The organism is Bordetella tumulicola, from assembly GCF_965138755.1.
Classification (GTDB): Bacteria; Pseudomonadota; Gammaproteobacteria; order Burkholderiales; family Burkholderiaceae_B; genus Bordetella_A; species Bordetella_A tumulicola.
Map to the genome: position 1 here is coordinate 79,667 of NZ_CBCSFP010000015.1, position 20,438 is coordinate 100,104.

Annotated in this window: 17 protein-coding genes; 11 read left to right on the forward strand and 6 right to left on the reverse strand. The window is 58.5% G+C overall.

Annotated features, from left to right (window positions below; translation table 11 throughout):
* Positions 1-92: 92 nt before the first annotated feature.
* Both ACNAZS_RS24785 and ACNAZS_RS24790 read right to left on the reverse strand, forming a co-directional pair.
* Entirely contained in the window at positions 93-1,496 is a 1,404-nt protein-coding gene (locus tag ACNAZS_RS24785) for a HipA domain-containing protein (RefSeq protein WP_415793209.1), read from the reverse strand.
* Positions 1,493-1,849, reverse strand: a complete 357-nt coding sequence (locus ACNAZS_RS24790; RefSeq protein WP_415793210.1) for a helix-turn-helix domain-containing protein — start codon at positions 1,847-1,849, stop codon at positions 1,493-1,495. The genes ACNAZS_RS24785 and ACNAZS_RS24790 overlap by 4 nt, the downstream gene beginning before the upstream one ends.
* Before the next feature lie 296 nt (positions 1,850-2,145).
* Between ACNAZS_RS24790 and ACNAZS_RS24795 the strand changes: the two genes are divergently transcribed.
* From ACNAZS_RS24795 to ACNAZS_RS24810, 4 genes are all read left to right on the forward strand, one after another.
* Positions 2,146-3,648: an ABC transporter substrate-binding protein gene (locus ACNAZS_RS24795; protein WP_415793211.1), complete on the forward strand. Its 1,503-nt coding sequence runs from the start codon at positions 2,146-2,148 to the stop codon at positions 3,646-3,648.
* 20 nt (positions 3,649-3,668) lie between these two features.
* On the forward strand, positions 3,669-5,468 hold the full coding sequence (locus ACNAZS_RS24800) for a gamma-glutamyltransferase family protein (protein ID WP_415793266.1): 1,800 nt from the start codon (positions 3,669-3,671) through the stop codon (positions 5,466-5,468).
* 239 nt (positions 5,469-5,707) lie between these two features.
* On the forward strand, positions 5,708-7,741 hold the full coding sequence (locus ACNAZS_RS24805; RefSeq protein WP_415793212.1) for a hydantoinase/oxoprolinase family protein: 2,034 nt from the start codon (positions 5,708-5,710) through the stop codon (positions 7,739-7,741).
* Between the two features lie 29 nt (positions 7,742-7,770).
* Positions 7,771-9,492, forward strand: coding sequence for a hydantoinase B/oxoprolinase family protein (locus tag ACNAZS_RS24810; protein ID WP_415793214.1), 1,722 nt, complete (start codon positions 7,771-7,773; stop codon positions 9,490-9,492).
* Here the strand turns inward: ACNAZS_RS24810 and ACNAZS_RS24815 are convergent.
* On the reverse strand, positions 9,450-10,373 hold the full coding sequence (locus ACNAZS_RS24815; RefSeq protein WP_415793215.1) for a LysR family transcriptional regulator: 924 nt from the start codon (positions 10,371-10,373) through the stop codon (positions 9,450-9,452). The two genes, ACNAZS_RS24810 and ACNAZS_RS24815, sit on opposite strands and share 43 nt — an antisense overlap.
* 116 nt (positions 10,374-10,489) lie before the next feature.
* Here ACNAZS_RS24815 and ACNAZS_RS24820 point away from each other — a divergent pair, with 116 nt between their 5' ends.
* The 4 genes from ACNAZS_RS24820 to ACNAZS_RS24835 are packed head-to-tail and all read left to right on the forward strand — an operon-like array spanning position 10,490 to position 14,406.
* Positions 10,490-11,479, forward strand: coding sequence for a Bug family tripartite tricarboxylate transporter substrate binding protein (locus ACNAZS_RS24820; RefSeq protein WP_415793217.1), 990 nt, complete (start codon positions 10,490-10,492; stop codon positions 11,477-11,479).
* Positions 11,480-11,523: 44 nt separating this feature from the next.
* The gene (locus ACNAZS_RS24825) at positions 11,524-12,654 is read left to right on the forward strand and encodes an NAD(P)/FAD-dependent oxidoreductase (RefSeq protein ID WP_415793218.1); all 1,131 of its coding nucleotides are present in this window, start codon (positions 11,524-11,526) and stop codon (positions 12,652-12,654) included.
* On the forward strand, positions 12,647-12,955 hold the full coding sequence (locus tag ACNAZS_RS24830; RefSeq protein WP_415793219.1) for a (2Fe-2S)-binding protein: 309 nt from the start codon (positions 12,647-12,649) through the stop codon (positions 12,953-12,955). Before ACNAZS_RS24825 ends, ACNAZS_RS24830 begins: the two co-directional genes overlap by 8 nt.
* On the forward strand, positions 12,952-14,406 hold the full coding sequence (locus ACNAZS_RS24835; RefSeq protein ID WP_415793220.1) for an FAD/NAD(P)-dependent oxidoreductase: 1,455 nt from the start codon (positions 12,952-12,954) through the stop codon (positions 14,404-14,406). Before ACNAZS_RS24830 ends, ACNAZS_RS24835 begins: the two co-directional genes overlap by 4 nt.
* 31 nt (positions 14,407-14,437) lie before the next feature.
* Here the strand turns inward: ACNAZS_RS24835 and ACNAZS_RS24840 are convergent, their stop codons facing one another.
* Entirely contained in the window at positions 14,438-15,247 is an 810-nt protein-coding gene (locus ACNAZS_RS24840; RefSeq protein ID WP_415793221.1) for a hypothetical protein, read from the reverse strand.
* Between the two features lie 182 nt (positions 15,248-15,429).
* On the opposite strand from ACNAZS_RS24840, the gene ACNAZS_RS24845 reads away from it, so the two are divergent.
* A complete protein-coding gene (locus tag ACNAZS_RS24845; RefSeq protein WP_415793222.1) occupies positions 15,430-16,011 on the forward strand; it encodes a TetR/AcrR family transcriptional regulator in 582 nt (193 codons plus the stop codon).
* Positions 16,012-16,050: 39 nt separating this feature from the next.
* On the opposite strand, the gene ACNAZS_RS24850 is transcribed toward ACNAZS_RS24845, so the two are convergent.
* Positions 16,051-16,983 (reverse strand): PhzF family phenazine biosynthesis protein, encoded by a 933-nt coding sequence (locus ACNAZS_RS24850; RefSeq protein ID WP_415793223.1) that lies wholly within the window; start codon positions 16,981-16,983, stop codon positions 16,051-16,053.
* A 122-nt stretch (positions 16,984-17,105) separates the two neighbouring features.
* A complete protein-coding gene (locus ACNAZS_RS24855; RefSeq protein ID WP_415793224.1) occupies positions 17,106-17,810 on the reverse strand; it encodes a GntR family transcriptional regulator in 705 nt (234 codons plus the stop codon).
* 104 nt (positions 17,811-17,914) lie between these two features.
* On the opposite strand from ACNAZS_RS24855, the gene araD reads away from it, so the two are divergent.
* Together araD and ACNAZS_RS24865 are read left to right on the forward strand one after the other, a co-directional pair.
* Positions 17,915-19,648, forward strand: coding sequence for an L-arabinonate dehydratase (araD, locus tag ACNAZS_RS24860; protein ID WP_415793226.1), 1,734 nt, complete (start codon positions 17,915-17,917; stop codon positions 19,646-19,648).
* A gap of 51 nt (positions 19,649-19,699) precedes the next feature.
* Positions 19,700-20,419, forward strand: coding sequence for a ribonuclease activity regulator RraA (locus ACNAZS_RS24865; RefSeq protein WP_415793227.1), 720 nt, complete (start codon positions 19,700-19,702; stop codon positions 20,417-20,419).
* Positions 20,420-20,438 lie beyond the last annotated feature (19 nt).

Genomic DNA, 20,438 nt, shown 5'->3' on the forward strand with positions numbered 1-20,438 from the left:
CCAAAAACGGCGCCCCTTGCGGGACGCCGTGTGCGGGTACGGAACTCAAGCATCCAAATGGAGCTGAAAATACCTGGACTCGCATGGGCTGGTCACTCACGCAACAACGCCGTATTGACCTTCGGAATTTCCTGCGCTATGGCCATCAGACGCTTCGCTTGATTTACGATGAACTCGGAAATTCTTTGCACCAAATCACATTCCTCGCCAACATAGACGTCAGACTTGGCAAGCTGCGGTGCCAAGCGCATTGCAGAAGACGCGAGACGCCGAATCTCGCGCACCAGCTGCAAGGCAGGCGTATTGGTCCTATAAGCAAAATCTGCCAGGGAAAAAGGCATGATGTCCTCGATCCGAAAATCGTCCCCATAGGCCATCGCTAACTCATGAGAGATGGATTTCTCATCATACGTGCAGACAGAGACCAGATCGTAAAGCGGTGCAGGCGCGAGGCCGGAGGGCCGGACAAAAAATGAAAGATTCTTTCCGTGCGCGTCGCTATTGCCGAGCAACAAGTTCAGCACAGCCCAGCGCAGCATAAACTGGCGTGCCTCGGCGCCAGCACTCACCACCATCTTGCTATCGGCAGTGGTTTTGTCCAGTAAAGCGAATAGGCGAGCAAAGCTGACGCCCTCCCGGATATTCCGCACATCCCGATTGCTGCCGAAGTTGCGTTCATATTTGTAGTCGACGGGCAGATCGACTGCCTGACATCCATCGATAACATGCTGCCGCAAGACTGCTTTCGCCGTATTCGGCCTGTCCTCGTTCCACACGATTTTCCGGTCGAATCGCTCTATGAGCAAGATAGGGTCCGGGATGCGCCGAATACTGACTGGTGCGACGGGCAGCGTCATCAGCCGCGCCAGTGTCATGCAGAAATGCTCATTGGCCACTAGATGAGGAGTATTGGGATTTAGTGACTCCGGCTTGAGAAGATGAGATGAGTTCAGCGAGCCATCTACCAGCGAGAGACTGTCACCTTCGACCAACACCTGCAGTTTGTCCTGATAGCCTGCCAGGGATAGCCTGACCTTGCCGTCCCAAATAGGAAATGGCATCAGATCACGTTTTCTTATACGATCACTCAACTCGTCATCGCAGACAGGACGACGTACTGCCTCTTGCTGCTGCGCCCGGATTTCGCGCGTCAATTGTTCCTCGTCAGCATCGAGTGCCATGAAACTAAAGGCGCCTACGGGTTCTTTGCCCAATGCCCGAATCAGCCCAAAAATATTGCTCTTAGAAATCTGCTCGGTAGCTGAGATGATGTCTAAAACGCGACCTTCGGGTAGAAGATTCCCGAGGAAGCGTTGCACAGACCCTGGGTTGTCCGGCTCACGATCTAGCGCAATAGCAGGAGACAAGTAGAACCTATCTCGAGATGCCATCCAAGATGGATAATAGCGAAAACCGTAGCGGTTCTCGAGTGGGTCGAACGTGAGTTGCCCTACCGGGCTGTCCTGTGTACAGACGTGGAGGATGTGCTGCGTCATGGTTTACCCCCCCGGATAGGGGACGGGTACGATTTGAAATAACTCACCGCGTCAGACCACGATTGGAAACTTTCCGCTCGACCGTCGGGCGGCAGGAGTACCGTTTCATCGTTCGTGGCCACTGCCATCGTCAACCCCAACCCAGCCAGAATGCGAAGCAGGCGATCCGTACCGACAGCGCCACCATTTTCCAAGCGTGACAGCACACTGGGCGCAACACCACACGCGTGCGCCGCATCGTCAATCCGCAGAGCCAGCGTTAGCCGACGGTGGCGAATGAGTGTGCCAAGCGCCCGCAAGTCATTGACTTGCGGGCTAGGCCGAGCTCCGGGTACCGACAGCGAACGTGCCATAGTTTCTTTTGGGAAAATTTCCGAATAAGGAAATTTTTAGAGCAAAAACGATCAAATGTCAATAATTTCCCAATTAGAAAACAATACCGTCGCCCGCAGCCGTAAGGCCATTTATTACCGAATAAAGAAATAATCGATGACCGAGTTGATTGCAGAGCATGGGGAGACGGTATCGCACAATGGCCGCTTGCCCCCCCCGTCAGAAGTAGAATCTTCTCATTCACGACATCGCCACGACTGGGTACAGACTCACTCGATTCGGCGTCCTGTTGGTATCACTCAATAAAGGACTTTCCATGCGTAGCCTCTGTCTCGCCCTGGTCGCCGCCGGCTTGTTTGCCAGCACTGCCGCCACCGCTCAAACCACGATGCGCATTGGGCTCCAAGATGATCCCGACGTACTGGACCCGGTCCGCGCCCGTACATTTGTCGGTCGTATTGTGTTTGCGTCCCTGTGCGACAAACTCGTCGATATTTCCCCCGATCTGAAAATCGTGCCGCAATTGGCCGAGTCATGGAAAACCAGCGATGATGGTTTGACGCTGACGTTTACGCTGCGCAACGGTGCTTTCTATCATGACGGCACGCCCATCGATGCCGCATCGGTCAAGGCGAATCTGGATCGCGCCATGACACTGCCCGACAGCAACCGCAAGAGCGAACTCGTCTCGGTCGCCAGCGTAGAGGCGCCCGACGCGCGTACAGTCGTGCTGCGCCTGAAACAACGCGATGCCTCGCTGCTATCGCAGCTCTCTGATCGCGCGGGCATGATGTTGTCGCCGGCGACGTTTGATAAAGAACCCGGCCGCAATCCCGTTTGCTCGGGGCCCTACAGGTTCAAGGAGCGTGTCCAGAACGACCGAATCGTGCTCGATCGCTTCGACAAGTACTGGGACAAAGACAATTATCATTTTGATCAGGTCGTCTTCACGCCGATGCCTGACACCACCGTACGCCTGAATAATCTGCGCTCGGGGGGGCTGGATATCGTCGAACGTATCGCACCCAGCGATACTCAAGCAGTGAAATCAGATACGAACTTGCGACTGGCGCCGGTAACAGGCCTGGGTTATCAGGCCATCTCGATCAATATTGCCAACGGTGCGCGCGCCAACAATCCGTTAGCCAAAGACAAACGGGTGCGGCAGGCGCTGGATCTGGCCATTGATCGCGACGTCATCAACCAGGTCGTCGGCGAAGGCATGTTTCAACCGGCTTATCAGCCGTTTCCGCCCGCCAGCTTTGCCTACGACAAGAGCATAGAGCGTACCGGCCGCGACCCAAAGAAAGCACAAGAGTTACTAAACCAAGCCGGGTACGACCGCGTCAAATTTGAATTGACCTTTGGCAACAACACCACCATGCAGCAAGTTTTTGAGCTGGTGCAAGCCATGGGGGCCGAGGCTGGCTTTGACATCTCGCTCAAGCCCCTGGAATTTGCCTCACTGCAATCCGCATTGCCACAAGGCGACTTCGAGGTTGGACAAACGGGCTGGTCCGGTCGCGTCGATCCCAGTGGCAACATCTACCAGTACATCACCTGCAAAGGCAGCTTGAACGATGGCAAGTACTGCGACGCACAAATGGACAAACTGATGGACGACGCGCGCAGCGTGGCCGACGAAGCCAAACGCCGCGAGTTGTATGCGCAGGCCATGCAAAAGATGCAGGAAGACGATCCCCGTATTTATCTGTTCTACCTGCCCTGGATCTTTGGTACGCAAGCCAAGGTACAAGGCTTCATCCCCTACCCTGACGGTCTGATCCGTCTGAAAAACGTGAAGATCGCAACCAAATGAGCATCGATTCTGGCTACCGCATGTTCACCACCCGCCCCGAGATCATGGGATCATTTGGGGTGGTGACGTCGACGCACTGGCTCGCCAGCAGCGCCGGGATGTCATTACTGGAACGCGGGGGCAACGCGTTTGATGCCGCCGTCGCCGCAGGCTTTGTCCTGCAAGTCGTCGAGCCCCATCTGGTCGGACCCGCCGGCGAAGTCCCTGTGATTTTTCATTCAGTTCGCACGGGACGTACCGAGGTACTGTGCGGCCAAGGTCCGACACCGGCAGGCGCGACGCTCGCGCATTATCAGTCGCTAGGCCTGAGCCTGATTCCCGGCAATGGCCTGCTACCCGCGGTCATTCCCGGTGCTTTCGATGCCTGGATGCTGATGCTGCGCGACCACGGCACGCTGAGCGTGCGCGATGTGCTGGAGCCGGCGATTTACTATGCCGACCAGGGGCATCCCCTCATGCCACGCATCGCCAATACGATCACGCGCTTGAAGGATTTTTTCACCACGCACTGGCCCACGACGGCAGAGGTGTACCTGCCTGGCGGCGTCGTGCCTCAAGCGCGCAAGGGCTTTCGCAATCCTCGTTTGGCAGAAACCTGGCGACGCATATTGCGCGAAGCCGAGGCCGCGGGCAATGACCGAGAACGCCAGATTGATGCGGCACGCAATGCGTTTTATCGCGGCTTTGTCGCGGAGGCGATCGACCAGTACACGCGCAACCATGACGTCATGGACGAAAGCGGCACGCCGCATCGTGGCGTCCTGACCGCGCAGGACATGGCGAGCTGGTCGGCCAGCTACGACGCGCCGGCGACCTATGACTATCACGGCTATACCGTTGCCAAGGCGGGCGCCTGGAGTCAGGGGCCGGTATTTTTGCAGACTCTGGCGCTGCTCAAAGGACTCGACCTGCGGCAAACCGGCCCGAATAGCACCGAGTTCGTTCATCTCGTGACCGAAGCCATGAAACTGGCCTTTGCGGATCGCGAGGCCTATTACGGCGACCCGTCTTTTGTAGATGTCCCACTAGGGCACCTGCTGTCGGATGCTTATAACGATGAACGTCGCATGTTGATCGGGAAAATGGCCTCGCACGAACTGCGGCCAGGACATGTTCCCGGCTTCGACGCACAGGTGAATCGGGTCATGGCGGTCTTGTCCCGCCTGTCCAAGATCACCCCCGTGGGCTCGCCAAGCAGTGAACCCACACTGGCTGACATGCAAGCCTCGGTCAAACGCGGCGACACGACGCATGTCGATGTGATTGATCGTTGGGGAAACATGGTGTCGGCCACGCCATCGGGTGGCTGGTTCCAATCATCGCCAGTCATTCCGGAGCTGGGATTCCCACTGAACACGCGCGCGCAAATGTTTTGGCTGGAGCCGGATTTGCCCGGCACGCTGGCCCCGGGCAAACGCCCCCGCACGACATTGACGCCGTCGCTGGCCTTGCGAGACGGCAAACCCTATATGGTGTTCGGCACGCCAGGGGGAGATCAACAAGAACAGTGGCAACTCTTGATGTTCCTGCGTCATGTCCATCATGACTTGAACTTGCAAGAAGCCATTGATCAGCCCATGTCGCACACGATGCACTTTCCGTCATCGTTCTATCCGCGTGATCGTAAACCGGGGCATCTGGCCGTGGAGACTTCGTTCGGCGCGGATGTCATCGCAGCGCTGCGAGAACGTGGCCACGTCATCGAGGAAGAACCTGAATGGTCAACCGGACGGTTGACTGCCGCGTCGCGCGATGAGGATGGTTTGTTGCATGCCGCGGCGACAGCCCGGTTAATGCAGGCGTATGCCGTAGGGCGATAACCATGCGGCTCACCAGAAACCTGCCGAGTCAGTAAGACAGATACGGGTTATTACGCCTATGCGTAGCATGGGCGTAATAACCCGTCCCGCCTCAGAGGACAAGTACACAAAAGCTTTTGTACGCGCACAGATCCAGCATAAGCCTTGCATATGACGTCATAAGCCGCACCCTATTCTCTTGGCTCCCCTCGACTTCTACCATCAAGTCCTCTTTAGTTGTCGTAGTAAGGACTCAAAGCATGTATAGAATCGGTATAGACGTCGGAGGCACGTTCACCGACTTCACGCTGGTGAATAGCCAAACCGGCGAGGTCGCCTTCTTCAAGGTCCCGTCGACACCGCACGATCCATCGGAAGCCATTCATCAAGGCATCGCGGGTCTCATGGATAAACATAGCCTAGAGTCGGACCAGATCGAGCATATCGGCCATGGTACGACGGTGGCGACCAATCTCATCATTGAACGAAAAGTCGCATCTTGCGGGCTGATTACCACTCGTGGCTTTCGCGACGTACTCGAAATCGCTAGACAAATTCGCCCCCATCTTTACGACTATAGTGTGACGCGCCCCACGCCGCTCGTGCGTCGCGCCTTACGTCAGGAGGTTCCTGAGCGCATCTCGCCGCAAGGCGAAATCCTTGAGCCCTTGGACGAAACCGCCGTACGTACCGCCGCTGAGGTCCTGCGTACCGCCGGCGTACAAGCGGTCGCGATCTGCTTTCTGCACGCGTACCGCAATCCCGATCACGAGCGCCGCGCCCGTGACATCGTGCGCGAGATACTGCCTGATGTCTATATCAGTCTGTCCAGCGATGTACTGCCCGAATTCCGGGAGTACGAGCGTCTGTCCACCACGACGCTCAATGCCGCAGTGGGACCTCGGATGGAGCGTTATCTGCAACGATTTTTGGAGCGCGTCGCCGACATTGGCATCCGTCACGAGCCCCATACGATCCATTCCAATGGCGGTCTCATGTCGGTGCAAACGGTACGCCAGTTTCCCGTACGCACCTGTCTGTCCGGCCCCGCGGCTGGCGTGGTAGGCACGGCGGTGCTGGGCCGCACCGTGGGCTTTCCCAATGTGGTCACCTTTGATGTGGGCGGCACCAGCACCGACGTTTCCCTGATTGTGGGAGGACGCCCGGCATTCACATCCAGCCGTTCCGTGGCGGGCTACCCCGTGAAAACGCCGATGGTGGACATCCATGTGATTGGTGCGGGGGGTGGCAGCATTGCCTGGATCGACGAGGCCGGCTCCCTGAAAGTAGGTCCCCATAGCGCAGGCGCCGCACCCGGACCGGTTGGCTACGCGCGTGGCGGTACCGAGCCCACCATTACTGACGCGATGCTCACGCTACAACGCCTGAACCCGCTCACCCTGCTTAAGGGGCGCATGAAAGTCGACGCGGCTGCCGCGCGCGAGGTCATCGCCCGCCGTATCGCCGAGCCATTGGAACTGAGCGTAGAGGCGGCAGCCGAAGGCATCATCCGCATCGCCAATGCCAACATGGCTCGTGCCATTCGCTCGGTATCCACGGAGCGCGGTCACGAACTCTCGAAGTTTGCCCTCTGCGCGTTCGGCGGCGCGGGCCCCCTGCATGCGCTAGATGTCGCACGTGAGTGTGGTGTACCCACTGTCATCATCCCTCAAGAGCCCGGCACATTATGTGCACGTGGCATCCTGTTGACGGACGTTTCTTTCGATTTTGTCGAAAGTGAAATCGCCATCATCGAGCCTGATAGATGGTCACGCGTGCTCGCTCGCCTGGACCGACTGCGCATCGAAGCCAACAACTGGCTCGAGCAAGAGGGTGTAGATACGGCTAACCGCGATTACGAAGTCGTGATCGATGCACGCTATGTCGGGCAGAATTTTGAAGTTCAGGTCGCATTGCCCGCGCACGAGACGGCCACGTTTGAAGCCTTCCATCTCGGCTTTGCTAAAGCGCACATGCGCGAATATGGCTATGAGGTTCCCGATCGCGCCATTGAGATCATCAATTGCCGAACCAAAGCCATCGGCCGAGTCACCAAAGCACCGTTACGTCGCTTAGCCGAGCAGGCCATCCCCGAACCTATTTCACATCGTCTCATCCATTTCGGCCAGGCAATCGGCTGGTGCGAAACCAGCGTATACGACCGTGATCAATTGGGTGCTGGCGCTAGTTTTGAAGGCCCAGCGGTATTCGAGGAGATGAGTTCGACAACCGTCATCGCCCCCGGCCAATCGGCACGTGTAGACGAATTCGGCAATATCGTGGTGCGGGTTTGAGCCCCACCGCTGCTTCCTAGGACAATTTCATGACGATTCTCACCCCTGCCCTGCGTGACCCCATTGAAATGGAGGTCTTCGTCAATCGCCTACTTTCGATCACCGAGGACATGAACAACACGCTCGTGCGTTCTTCGTTCTCGACCAATATCAAGGAGCGTAAAGACTGCTCGGTTGCGCTGTTTGATGCCACTGGCAGACTCGTTGCTCAAGGGACGCAGATTCCCTTGCACTTAGGCTCACTCAATGGCGCTATGCAGGCGGTACTTGATCAATACCCCGCCGCACAGATTGAACCGGGTGACGCCTTCATCAGCAACGATCCGTATCTGGCGGGTGGCAGCCATCTGCCTGATATCAACATCGTGACGCCCGTTTTCCATGAGGACAAGCTCGCATTTTTCACTGCCAACGTAGGTCATCACGCGGATGTGGGGGGATCGGTACCAGGCTCTATCGCAGGCAGCCTGCGCAGCGTCTTTGAGGAAGGCATACGGATTCCTGTCGTTCGAATTGCCCAACGAGGCGAAATTCAGGAAGACCTGCTGCGACTCATCTGCAGCAATACGCGCGACCCGGAGGAACGTTGGCTGGACCTGAAGGTGCAAGTTGCCACCAATGAACGCGGTACCGTGGCAGTTCAGGGCTTGCTCGCACAAATGGGCCTGGAACGCGCGCTAACCGCAGTGGAAGACTTAATTCAGTACACCCGTGCACGCCTGGAACGTCGAATCTCCGAACTTAACCCTGGCACGTACTCCTTCATGCACATGATGGACGACGATGGCATGGGCGGTGGCGAACCCGTCCCGTTGCAAGTCGCGGTCACCGTTCTGGACGCACGCCTGCGTTTCGATTTCTCGGGGTCAGGCGCTCAAGCACGTGGCGCGATGAATTTGCCTGAAAGTGCCCTAAAGGCATGCGTTTACTACGCCGTGAAAGCCCTGCTCGATCCCGAACTAGCGGCAAACTCCGGCTTGTTTGCCCCGCTGGAGATTGTCGCACCACCAGGCTCGATCGTGAGTCCCGTCGCACCGGCCGCAGTGGGTGCGCGCTCGCTGACAGCGCAGAAAGTCGCTGGCGCCATCTTCGGCGCCTTTCGCCAAGCCCTGCCGCAAGCACGCATCATGGCGTCGGGCAACGACGTCTGCCCCGCGATCGTGTTCTCCGGTCGATTGCCCAATCGGCCCGGGGACTTTGTCTACCTGGAGACGGTCGCGGGTGGATCTGGCGCTCGCGACGACATGGACGGCATGGACGGCGTCCATGTACACATGACAAATTCCTCGAACCTACCTGTGGAAGCCCTGGAAAACGAATACCCCTTACGCGTCGAACGCTACGCCTTGATACCCGACTCTGGTGGCGTAGGCCGTCAGCGCGGGGGCATGGCAGTCGTGCGCGAGGTACGCGCACTGGCCGATGGCATCATTTTCTCGGCACGTTCGGATAACCATGTCGCTGGCCGCGCCACTGGGGTGCTAGGAGGCGGCGACGGGCGACAAGCCAAACTGGTCTACAAACGTGCGGATGGTAGCGAAGAAATTTTATCTTCGAAAACCTCCAGCTTACGTCTGTCGTACGGTGAGAGTGTGTGTCTTGAAACATCGGGCGCCGGCGGTTTCGGCGAACCTCAGGCACGTGCCTTGACCGCGTTGGCCGACGATCTGCGCGACGAACGCGTTTCGCCCACTGTTGCCCGCCAAGCCTACGGTGATCTCGTTGAACGAGCGCTAGCGTCGAAAGCTTGACCCATCCGTTGGCGCAACCAGGCATGAGCGTCGTCGCTCTGATAGCGCTCATGCCAATACAGCGACACGCTCAGCGGTGGCAAAGGTAATGGTGCCGGCAACAATTCAATGTCTGCTGCGCTCTGCAATTGACTGGCAACACTTAGTGGCAGGGTAGCGATCATGTCGGTCTGAGCCACCACAAATGGCGTCGCCATATAGCTACTTAACAATACCGCGACATTGCGTTGCAACCCCTGTGCACGCAAGGCGGCATCGACCTGAGCATTAAAGTAGTTGGCGTAACCCGAAGCGTTGATATGCCCGTACTGAAGATACGTATCCAGATTCCAGGCGCGGGCCAAAGCGGGATGCCCCTTACGCACCAGACATGTACAAGCCTCTTCAAACAGAAAACGCGCCCGTAGGTTGTCCGGCGGATTGGGATAGTGACCGATGTAGAGTTCGACGTAATTTTCTGCCAACATCTCCAGCGCACCGCCCAACTTAGGAGGTAAACACCTCAGACCGATTCCGGGTCCCTGAGCCTGCACAGCCGACAAGACCCTAGGGAAAACCGCTAATTGCAAGTAATCACTGGCACAGATAGTAAAGACTCTTTGTGTGGTCGCGGGATCAAACTCCGTATCACGCGAGGTGCTACGGCGCCATGTTTGCAGCAGGGGCTGGAAGCTGCGATGCAACTCAAGTGCCCGAGGCGTGGGCATCCAGCGATTGCCTTGCCGCTGTAGCAACGGATCACTGAACAGGTAGCGCAAACGACTCAGCGCCGAGCTCATCGCGGGTTGGCTGATCCCAAGCAACTCCCCCGCTTGAGACACACTGTTGCAGGTCATCAGCGCATCGAAATGCACCAGCAGGTTCAAATCGGCGGATTTCATAGCGTGCGCTTTATAGGCTTATAAGTTTCACCCTGTCGACGCTCTCAGGCATCGTCCCTACTATTTAAGCACACTCCCCCAAACGTAGGCGGGAGACAAAAAATTCAGGGGAATACATGTTACGCATCAACGAACGCCTCGCTTGCCTCTTGGCTTTGGCAATCCCGACACTTTGTGTCGCCCCTATCGCACAAGCCGCAGAGAGCTGGCCGGGCAGCAAACCCATACAACTGATTGTGCCCTATGCAAATGGTGGATCGACCGATCTTGTCGCACGGCAACTGGCTGACGCCGTCAGCAAGAAAACCGGCGGACATGTGATCGTAGAAAACCGCGCTGGCGCCTCGGGCATGATCGGCTCGTCATACGTGCACCGTCAACCTGCTGACGGCTACACGCTGTTGTTAGGTACGGTCACCAGCCACGCCATCGCCCCCAGCGTCACCGCGAATCTCCCGTATGACATCGTCAAGGATTTCACGCCGATCACCACGATCGGCACCATTCCCGATCTGATTGTGGTCAACCCCAATTTAGGGGTAAGCAATTTAAGCGAGTTCATTAAGCTGGCCCAGTCACGCCCGGAAGAGATTTCGTATGCGTCGGCGGGAACGGGCTCCTCTAGTCATCTGGGTGGGGCTTACTTCGCGGCAGAAGCGGGGTTGAAACTGAATCACATTTCTTATCGCGGATCGGGCCCCGCACTGATCGATGTGCTGGGCGGGCATGTAGACATGATGCTCGACGTGGTCATGACGTCGCTTGAACCCGTCAAAGCGGGCCGCCTGAAAGCCTTGGCCGTGACGTCGAAAGAACGCTCTGCGTTGCTACCCGATGTACCGACGGTACAAGAATCCGGTATCGCGGGATTTGAAGCCATCATCTGGTTCGCCCTATTCGCTCCCGCCAACATGGACCCAGCGTTACAAACACGTATCGCACAAGCCTTCGATGAAACCATTCAAGAGCCGCAGATGAAAGAACTCCTGCTGCGTCAAGGCATCACAGCCACAGGCACGGGTCCCGCAGCCCTGGCCGAGACAGTGCGCCAGGACACTGAGAAGTGGCGCGACATCGCCCAGAAGGCGGGAGTCAAGCCTCAGTAAGTGACGTCGTCTGCGGACCGCAAGATCGATTGACCGGAAGAAAAATGCAGCAACAACAGAAAAAAATGCCAGCCATTTACGACGTCATCGTCGTAGGTGGCGGCCTAGTGGGCGCAGCGATTGCCTACGGCCTACGAGCACATGTCGGCACGATGGCGGTATTGGACGAGGACGACACCGCGTTTCGAGCCTCGCGCGGCAATTTCGGCTTGGTTTGGGTGCAGAGCAAAGGCATGGGGTTTCCTGCTTACGCCCGCTGGACGATAGCCTCGCAGCAACGTTGGCCGGAACTGGCTGAAAAACTGCAGACACTGACGGGTCTAGACCTGCATCTCGAGCAGCGCGGCGGCCTCAACATTCTCCTGAGCGAGGAGGAAGTACAGGCCCGCAGCGCATTCATGCAGAAACTGCATGCGCAGTCCGGCATGCCCCACTATCCCTATCGCATATTGGACCGACATGAAACGGCAGCGCTGATGCCTGGTATTGGCCCGGATGTGCGTGGCGCAAGCTGGACCCCCGTAGACGGCATTGTCAATCCCCTTAAACTCCTGCGTGCACTGCATATTGCATTCGATCGCTTAGCTATCGACTATCGGCCATTACACCCCGTATCCCGCATCACCGCGTCGGACAATGATTTCAGGTTAGAGACTCCACAAGGCACATTGCGCGCGCGCAAAATCGTACTCGCCTGTGGCCTGGGCAATCAAATTTTGGGGGAACAAGTCGGTATCAATATTCCCGTACGCCCACAAAGGGGGCAGATACTCGTGCTGGAACGTACTCGCCGGTTGCTGGACCTACCCTTGGTCAGTTTGCGACAAATGGACGAAGGCACGTGGCTAGTAGGGGATTCGCAAGAAGAAATGGGCGTTGACGACCGAATGACCAGCTTGCCGGTGATGGCCACGTTGGCCGAACGCGCAATACGTACGCTTCCCGCATTACGTGACGTGCGCATGGTGCGCTCCTGGGCCGCATTGCGTGTGCTTTCTCGGGATGGCTTTCCCGTGTACACGCAGTCGGCGTCTCACCCTGGTGCCTTTGCCGCCACCTGCCACAGTGGCGTAACGCTAGCCGCCGCCCACGCGCTGCAACTGGCGCCCATGATCGCCCGTGGCCACATCGACAACACACTCGCTGACTTTTCCCCCCGGAGATTCGATGTTTAAACCATCGCCAGAGGCATCGCGCCCCGTCGCGTCAACACCTGTCACGTTCACCTTCGACGGTACACCGCTACAGGCTGCACCTGAAATCAGCGTTGCCGCGGCACTTTTTCTACACGGTGTCGACGCCTGTCGTGACACCCCCGCCGGCAACGTGCCACGTGGCCCATTTTGCATGATGGGCGTGTGCTACGACTGTCTCGTCACGATTGATGGCCGCCCCAATCAACAGGCTTGCATGACCCGCGTCTGTGAAGGGATGCGAATCACACGTCAACAGGGTGCTCGTGAGGTTCAAGCGTGAACACTGTCTCGACAAAATCCCCGGATTGCGAACTACTGATTGTGGGCGCTGGCCCCGCGGGCCTCGCTGCGGCAGCACAAGCTGCCGAACTGGGTATTGATGTGTTGCTGTTAGATGAACAGCCCACGCTAGGCGGCCAGATCTACAGAGCCATTACTTACACCCCCCTGTCCAAGCCCGAAGTGCTAGGCGCCGACTATTGGCACGGCACGACACTCGTAGAGACCTTCCAGCGCTGCGGGGCTCGCTATCAGCCCAATGCCACGGTCTGGGCCATGGTTCCCTTAGAGGATAACGCCGGCTACGAAATCGGCTATTCGATTGGCGGAAATGCACAGAAAATCAACGCTCGCAGCGTATTGTTAGCCACGGGTGCACAAGAGCGTCCTTTCCCGGTGCCTGGTTGGACCTTGCCCGGCGTGATGGGAGCCGGCGCCGCACAGATCCTGCTAAAACAAGCGGGTGCTATTCCTGAGGGCGGGCTGGTGCTGGCCGGAGGCGGCCCACTCCTGTACTTGCTGGCCTGGCAATACCTGAACGCCGGCGCACGGATCGATGCGCTGCTCGAGACCGTACCCAGCGGCCGATTAAAGCAAGCACTGCCGCATGCTTGGGACTTTTTAAGATCGCCATACCTACGCAAAGGCCTACAGTTAATGCGTAAGGTGCGTGCACAAATCCCCATCGTGCGCAACATAGAGGCGCTAGAAGCGATAGGCCAAGAAGGCAGGCTGGCAACCGTGCGTTATCGCGTCGCAGGTAGCGCCGACATGATCGACTTGCCGACCCGCTATTTATTGCTGCATCAGGGCGTGGTGCCGAACCCCAATTTAAGTCGCGCCCTGGGTCTGGCTCACGATTACGACGCGGAGCAGCTTTGCTGGCACACGCGTGTGGATGAATGGGGTGCATCGTCGTCGGAAGGCGTGTTTGTCGCGGGCGATGCTGTAGGTATCGCCGGCGCACTGGCGGCTGAACACCGAGGTCGGTTATCAGCCCTGGGCGCCGCGCGGCAATTAGGCCGTATCAGTCAAGCACAACGCGATGACGCCGCCAAACAGGCACGCGCAGCCCTGTACCGCGCCTACCGCGGTCGCCGCTTTCTGGATACGCTGTATCAACCTACGAAAGCGATGCGTCGCCCCCAGGGCGACACGATTGTCTGTCGATGCGAGGAAGTCACTGCCGCACAAGTGCGCGAAACAGCCCAGTTAGGTGCAACTGGCCCAAACCAAATGAAAGCCTTCTTGCGTTGCGGCATGGGCCCTTGTCAAGGGCGGTTCTGTGGGTTGACCGTCAGCGAACTCATTGCCGAGGTACGAGAGGTCCCTGTTGCCGAGGTCGGTTACTACCGTCTGCGTTATCCCACTAAGCCACTGACCCTGGGGGAAATGGCCTCCATGCCGCAGACGGACGCCAGCCGAAAAGCGGTTATTCGGATCAAAAAATAGCCCTTGGCAATGGCCGGCCTGCGATGCGATGCTAGCGGCGTGAAATTCTTTTCCCAAAGATGATTACCACCGTAATCGACATCGAAGCCACCAGTGCAACCCCCAATGCCGTATGTGCTGTCAGGTGCTCGATGGCATTTGCCAGCACCGCGCAGAATCCGGCAAGACTGATCGTTCCAAGTAGCGCTGAATGCAGCATGGCGACAACGCTCGCGGCGCCCATCTTCTGGTGGATGGTTACCGCGACGACGGTATAGCCGATGGGGAACGCGAGTAGTAGTCCGGCCCCTGTCGATCCGAGTAGATGATGTGCGCTCGTCACAACGGCAACCAGTATGCCGGCAAGAATGCCTCGCACGATGAGTAGGCCAAGTCCTGCGCTTACCCTTGTCGAAGCCTCAGGCACAATGAACCGCCGGCCTATACGCCGACAAACCCCGGTTGCCACGATGAACATGAAGACGCCAACGATTGGTTGTGCTGGCAGAAACTGGAGTACGAGCGCGGCCACCAGCCAAGCCCCCACGGCGTATGCCAAGCACACCCACGGCGGTTGTTTTCCTGCCATCGCAATGTAGGCCAGCACGAAGAACTGCGTGGCACACAACGAAAGCAAGGCATACGACGCAGCCTGCGCGACGAACGCCGTTGGGGTCTGTGCTGCCAGGAAATAGAACCCTGGCCCGAGAATAATCGGAAGCCCCGCCAATGCGCCACCAACCACCGGACCAAAGGCGCCCACCGCCCAAGAAACAGCCATCACGACAAATGCCGTGGTGAGCATTCTTACGGCGAGCGCATCCAGTGGTATGTCGAAGAAAAGCGTTCCCATCGTCGTCATGCCTTGTGCCCAAGAGACCGCAAACTGGCAATACGGTGTTTGTCCGCCTCAATGCGAGGCATGGGTGCACCTGGCACCAGCGTCTTCTACAGCGAGACGATGAACGATCTGATTGTTCTTGACGCTCCAGAAGCTGCATCGTACATTATTTGGAACGATCATTCCAATTAGGCGGGATTGCCATGCGTACCAAAGCGTTCGAGCCTGACGAGATTGCTGATGCCGCCATGAAGATCTTCTGGCAGCGTGGCTATGCCGCGACCTCGATTCAGCATCTCGTCGAGGGCACCGGCCTGTCGCGCAGCAGCCTTTACAACACATTCGAGAACAAGCAGGGGCTTTATCAGCAAGCGCTTCACCGTTATCTGGCCATGACCACCGCTAATGTGGCATTGGTGTCTAGCCCGGGCGCTCCCAAGGATCTGATCAGACAATTGCTGATGCGTATCGTCGAGGACGAGTTGGACGACCCGCAGCGGCGCGGCTGCTTGGTCGCCAATGCCACACTGGAGCTGGCAGGCCAGGACGATGCGGTTGCCGAGCTGGTGGCGTATAACTTCCAGCGGTTGCAAAAAGCGTTGGAGAAACTGATCCAGCGGGGACAGCAATCGGGTGAACTCGCCGCCGGCAAGAGCCCGCGAGCGTTAGCCCGGTTCTTCGTCAACACCATGCAGGGGCTGCGGGTGTTAAGCAAAGGCAGTCCCTCACAGCAACGCCGCCAGTGCTTGCTGGACGTGGTCCACGTGGCGCTCGATACGCTGTAGCCGTTCATCGACCTGACGTGCAGCGCGAGCGCCTGGGGCTTAGTGTTGCATCGGTACCTGCCGCGGTTCTACCGCCAAGAGGACACCTTCCATCACTATCACTGCCCCGCCGGCAACACCTGCCCATACACCATCAGAACGCGGCTCGGCATGCGCCAGAAGCAAACTCGCACGCCCCATATCTACACCCTGCCCGACCCGTAGGCGCAATATGCCATCGTCGCGTAATGCCGCGCGCAGCGCAGTGGCCGCAGCCGTCGCGCTACCCGTGGCGGGATCCTCGGTCATTCGACCGGTGAACATCCGGGCCTGTATATCCGTCGGACTGTCCGTGGTGTCTGAACTCGTGTCTGTGGTGTAAGCGTAAATTGACTTCGCGCCATCCAGCGGAAACAAGGCCGCATAGCCACTGGCATCCGGAGCGGCACGTCGCAGCGCATCGCGACTCGCGAGCTGAACCACCAAAAACGCGAGACCTACGGAAACCACTTGAGGAGCGTGCTCAGAGACGTCGATATCCGACACATCCAGCCTCAGCGCATGCGCCACCGCCTCAGCCGATGCCTCACTACCGCGAGATAGCGGCTCCGGCGCCAACAACTCAGCCCCTTCAACACCCTTCGCACTCGTCACGAGCGACAGCCGCACTAATCCCGCGGCCTCTTCAAATACAAACTGATCGGGTACCGTCTGGCCCGCCAACGCCAACTCGCGCGCTAGCACCACCGCCGTGCCCACATTCGGATGACCTGCGAACGGTACTTCGCGGTCTGGCGTAAAAATTCGAACCCATGCCGTGTGTTCGGGGTCCTTAGGTGGCAAGACAAAACTGGTCTCGGAATAATTGAACTCCCGAGCAATCGCCTGCATCTGTTCGGTGCTCAAGCCCTGAGCATCCAATACCACGGCCAGGGGATTGCCGCCATAGGCTTGGCTGGTGAATACATCGGCAGTAACGTAGCGGTAGTGCATGCGGTTGTCTCGCTGGATTGGAACAACGGATCAATATATTGGGAACGATTGCACTGCGATAGATACAGGCGTCCTGAATTTGCACCGTAACAGCATCGCGCATGCCCAGATCGCAAAGCACCCTACTCTACCCGTACGTAATCCGGATAGCGCTCGCAGATTTCTGTGATCTGGCTCAAGGTCCCCGACAAATGCTCACGCAGTGCAGCCTGGGCGCCGGCCACGTCTTGCTGAGCGATGGCGTCGACGATGCGCTGATGATCGCGCAGGATGCGATCGACTTTACCGGCCTCGGGCAGATGCAAACGACGCAGTCGATCGACGTGGCCGCTATAGCGTTGCTCTAGCTCCCACAACGCTCCCACGCCAGCGGCCAGATGCATCTCTTGATGAAAAGCCTGATCGGCGGCCATAAAAGCGGGATGGTGCTCTGCGCCACGATTGGCTTGCTGCACATCGATGTGTGCTTGCAGCCTGTCGATCAATGCCGGATCGTCACGCTCGGCGAGCATGCGCACGATTTCCAGCTCTAGGGATCGGCGCAGAAAATGCGCCTGGCGAGCTGCGGCAATATCGATACGGCTGACCGCTGTCGTGTGCTGTGGATAAATGTCGACGAGCCCTTCGTCGCGCAATTGGCTCAGCGCATCCCGAATCGGCGTTTGGCTCAAGCCAAAAGCCTCGGCCAACTCGGCACGCGCCAGCGGCGCGCCGGGCTGTAGCTCCATCGACACGATCAGGTCGCGCAGCTTTTCAAATACCTGCGGCGCCGCATGACGGGAGCGGTCCAATCGCAGGTCGGCAGGCAGCGTTGACAGCTGAATCATAGGCGGATTAATAACGTGAATAGGCCGGATTGTACCGGTCATGAGGTTCATTGACGTACTAATATATTAGTGTTTTAATCATCAAAACACCACCGGAGACTTGCATGACCCGCTCTTATAAAGACTTGCGCAGTGCGCGCTGGATGGCACACGACGACCTGCGCTCGTTTGGCCACCGCTCGCGCATGATGCAAATGGGTTATGGCCCGCAAGACTGGGCCGACCGTCCGATCATCGCCATCATCAACACCTGGTCGGATCTCAACCCCTGTCACAGCCACTTCAAGCACCGCGTCGATGACGTCAAGCGCGGCATTCTGCAGGCGGGCGGCTTTCCGGTGGAGCTCCCTGCGATTTCCGTGTCGGAATCGTTCGTCAAACCCACCACCATGCTCTACCGCAACTTTCTGGCGATGGAGACCGAAGAACTGCTGCGCAGCCATCCGGTGGACGGTGCCGTGTTGATGGGCGGCTGTGACAAGAGCACGCCTGGATTGCTGATGGGCGCCTTTAGCGCCAACCTGCCCTGTGTCTACCTGCCGGCCGGCCCGATGCTGCGCGGCAACTGGAAAGGCAAAACCCTGGGCTCGGGCTCCGATGCCTGGAAGCTCTGGGACGAACGCCGTGCCGGCAACATCACCAAAGCGGACTGGACCGAGGTCGAAGGCGGCATTGCGCGTAGCTACGGCACGTGTATGACGATGGGCACAGCCAGCACGATGACGGCGATTGCCGAGTCCATCGGGATGACGCTGCCCGGCGCATCGTCCATCCCTGCGGCCGATGTGAGCCACATGCGTATGTCCGCCGAATGCGGCCGCCGTGTGGTCGAAATGGTCTGGGAAGACCAGACGCCGCAAAAAATCCTGTCGGTCGCTTCGTTCAAGAATGCCATCAATGTCGCCATGGCCATGGGCTGCTCGACAAATGCGATCGTGCACTTGGTCGCCATGTCGCGCCGCGCGGGCTGTGCCGTGGATCTGGCGGATTTCGACGAAGCAAGCCGCAAGGTGCCGGTGATTGCCAACATCCGTCCCAGCGGCGACAAATACCTGATGGAAGACTTCTACTACGCGGGCGGCCTGCCAGGCCTGATGTCGCGCCTGGCGAAAGATCACCTCGACCTGTCGGCCATGACGGTTTCCGGCCGCACATTGGGCGAGAACATCGAGGGTGCCGACGTGTACAACGACGACGTGATTCGCCCGCTGGACAACGCCATCTATGACGAAGGCGCGCTGGCCGTCCTGAAAGGCAATTTGGCGCCTGATGGCTGCGTGATCAAACCCAGCGCCTGCGCTCCGCAATTTCTGCAACACACGGGTCCGGCCCTGGTGTTCGACGACTATCCCAGCATGAAGGCCGCGGTCGACGACGAGAACCTCGACGTCACCGCCGACCACATTATGATTCTGCGCAATGCCGGCCCGCAGGGCGGCCCTGGTATGCCGGAATGGGGCATGCTGCCCATCCCGACCAAGCTGGTCAAACAAGGCGTGCGCGACATGCTGCGTTTGTCTGACTCCCGGATGAGCGGCACCAGCTACGGCGCCTGCATTCTGCACGCCGCTCCCGAGTCATACATCGGCGGCCCGTTGGCGTTGGTACGCACGGGCGATCTCATCACGGTGGATGTCCCCGCTCGCAGTATTCATCTGAATATCAGCGACGAGGAAATGGCGGCACGCCGCGCGGCGTGGACGCCTCCGCCCAAACGCTATGAGCGTGGTTACGGCTGGATGTACTCCCAACACATCTTGCAGGCCAATGAGGGCTGCGATTTTGATTTCCTGGAAACAGGCTTCGGCGCGCCAGTGTCTGAACCCAGCATTTTCTAACGCGTCCCGTCTGTTCCCTCGCCATTGCATCCAACCTGATTCGAGACATTCATGAGCACCTTATCCGATACCGCCCGCGCCCGCCTGTCGGCCGTCAGCACCGCCACACTGTGCACTGCCTTGTTCAAGCGCGGCCTGCGCAATCAATTCATCCAGGACGTGCATCCGTTGAATCCCAGCCTGCCCAACATGGTGGGCCCGGCTTTCACGTTGCGCTATATCCCCGCTCGCGAAGACCTGAACACGATCAAGGTATTTGAAGACCGCGGCCACCCCCAGCGCGTGGCCGTAGAAACCTGCCCCGAAGGCGCGGTGATGGTGATCGACAGCCGCAAGGATGCGCGTGCCGCGTCGGCCGGCTCCATCCTGGTCACCCGCCTGATGAAGCGCGGCGTGGCCGGTGTCGTCACGGATGGGGGCTTTCGCGATTCGCCCGAGATCGCCAACCTGGACATCCCGGCCTATCACAACCGTCCGTCGGCACCGACCAACCTGACACTGCATCAGGCCCTGGACATCAATGCCCCTATCGGCTGCGGCGACGTGGCCGTTTTTCCCGGCGACATCGTGGTGGGTGATGGCGAAGGCGTGGTGATCATTCCCGCGGACATCGTCGAAGAGATCGCCGACGAAGCCCACGAAATGACCGCCTTCGAAGACTTCGTTACCAGCGAGGTCCAGGGCGGGCGCAGCATCCTGGGCCTGTATCCGCCCACCGACCCGCAAACCCGCGAGCAGTTCACAGCGTGGCGGACAAAAAACGGGCGTTAAAGGTCCGGAAGATTTTTTT

Coding starts and splice junctions, on each gene's coding strand:
- ACNAZS_RS24850 (WP_415793223.1), bottom strand. CDS start 16,983: ATGCACTACCGCTACGTTACTGCCGATGTATTCACCAGCCAAGCCTAT.
- ACNAZS_RS24810 (WP_415793214.1), top strand. CDS start 7,771: ATGACGATTCTCACCCCTGCCCTGCGTGACCCCATTGAAATGGAGGTC.
- ACNAZS_RS24830 (WP_415793219.1), top strand. CDS start 12,647: ATGTTTAAACCATCGCCAGAGGCATCGCGCCCCGTCGCGTCAACACCT.
- ACNAZS_RS24825 (WP_415793218.1), top strand. CDS start 11,524: ATGCAGCAACAACAGAAAAAAATGCCAGCCATTTACGACGTCATCGTC.
- ACNAZS_RS24815 (WP_415793215.1), bottom strand. CDS start 10,373: ATGAAATCCGCCGATTTGAACCTGCTGGTGCATTTCGATGCGCTGATG.
- ACNAZS_RS24795 (WP_415793211.1), top strand. CDS start 2,146: ATGCGTAGCCTCTGTCTCGCCCTGGTCGCCGCCGGCTTGTTTGCCAGC.
- ACNAZS_RS24800 (WP_415793266.1), top strand. CDS start 3,669: ATGTTCACCACCCGCCCCGAGATCATGGGATCATTTGGGGTGGTGACG.
- ACNAZS_RS24855 (WP_415793224.1), bottom strand. CDS start 17,810: ATGATTCAGCTGTCAACGCTGCCTGCCGACCTGCGATTGGACCGCTCC.
- ACNAZS_RS24790 (WP_415793210.1), bottom strand. CDS start 1,849: ATGGCACGTTCGCTGTCGGTACCCGGAGCTCGGCCTAGCCCGCAAGTC.
- ACNAZS_RS24805 (WP_415793212.1), top strand. CDS start 5,708: ATGTATAGAATCGGTATAGACGTCGGAGGCACGTTCACCGACTTCACG.
- ACNAZS_RS24840 (WP_415793221.1), bottom strand. CDS start 15,247: ATGACGACGATGGGAACGCTTTTCTTCGACATACCACTGGATGCGCTC.
- ACNAZS_RS24845 (WP_415793222.1), top strand. CDS start 15,430: ATGCGTACCAAAGCGTTCGAGCCTGACGAGATTGCTGATGCCGCCATG.
- ACNAZS_RS24785 (WP_415793209.1), bottom strand. CDS start 1,496: ATGACGCAGCACATCCTCCACGTCTGTACACAGGACAGCCCGGTAGGG.
- araD (WP_415793226.1), top strand. CDS start 17,915: ATGACCCGCTCTTATAAAGACTTGCGCAGTGCGCGCTGGATGGCACAC.
- ACNAZS_RS24820 (WP_415793217.1), top strand. CDS start 10,490: ATGTTACGCATCAACGAACGCCTCGCTTGCCTCTTGGCTTTGGCAATC.
- ACNAZS_RS24865 (WP_415793227.1), top strand. CDS start 19,700: ATGAGCACCTTATCCGATACCGCCCGCGCCCGCCTGTCGGCCGTCAGC.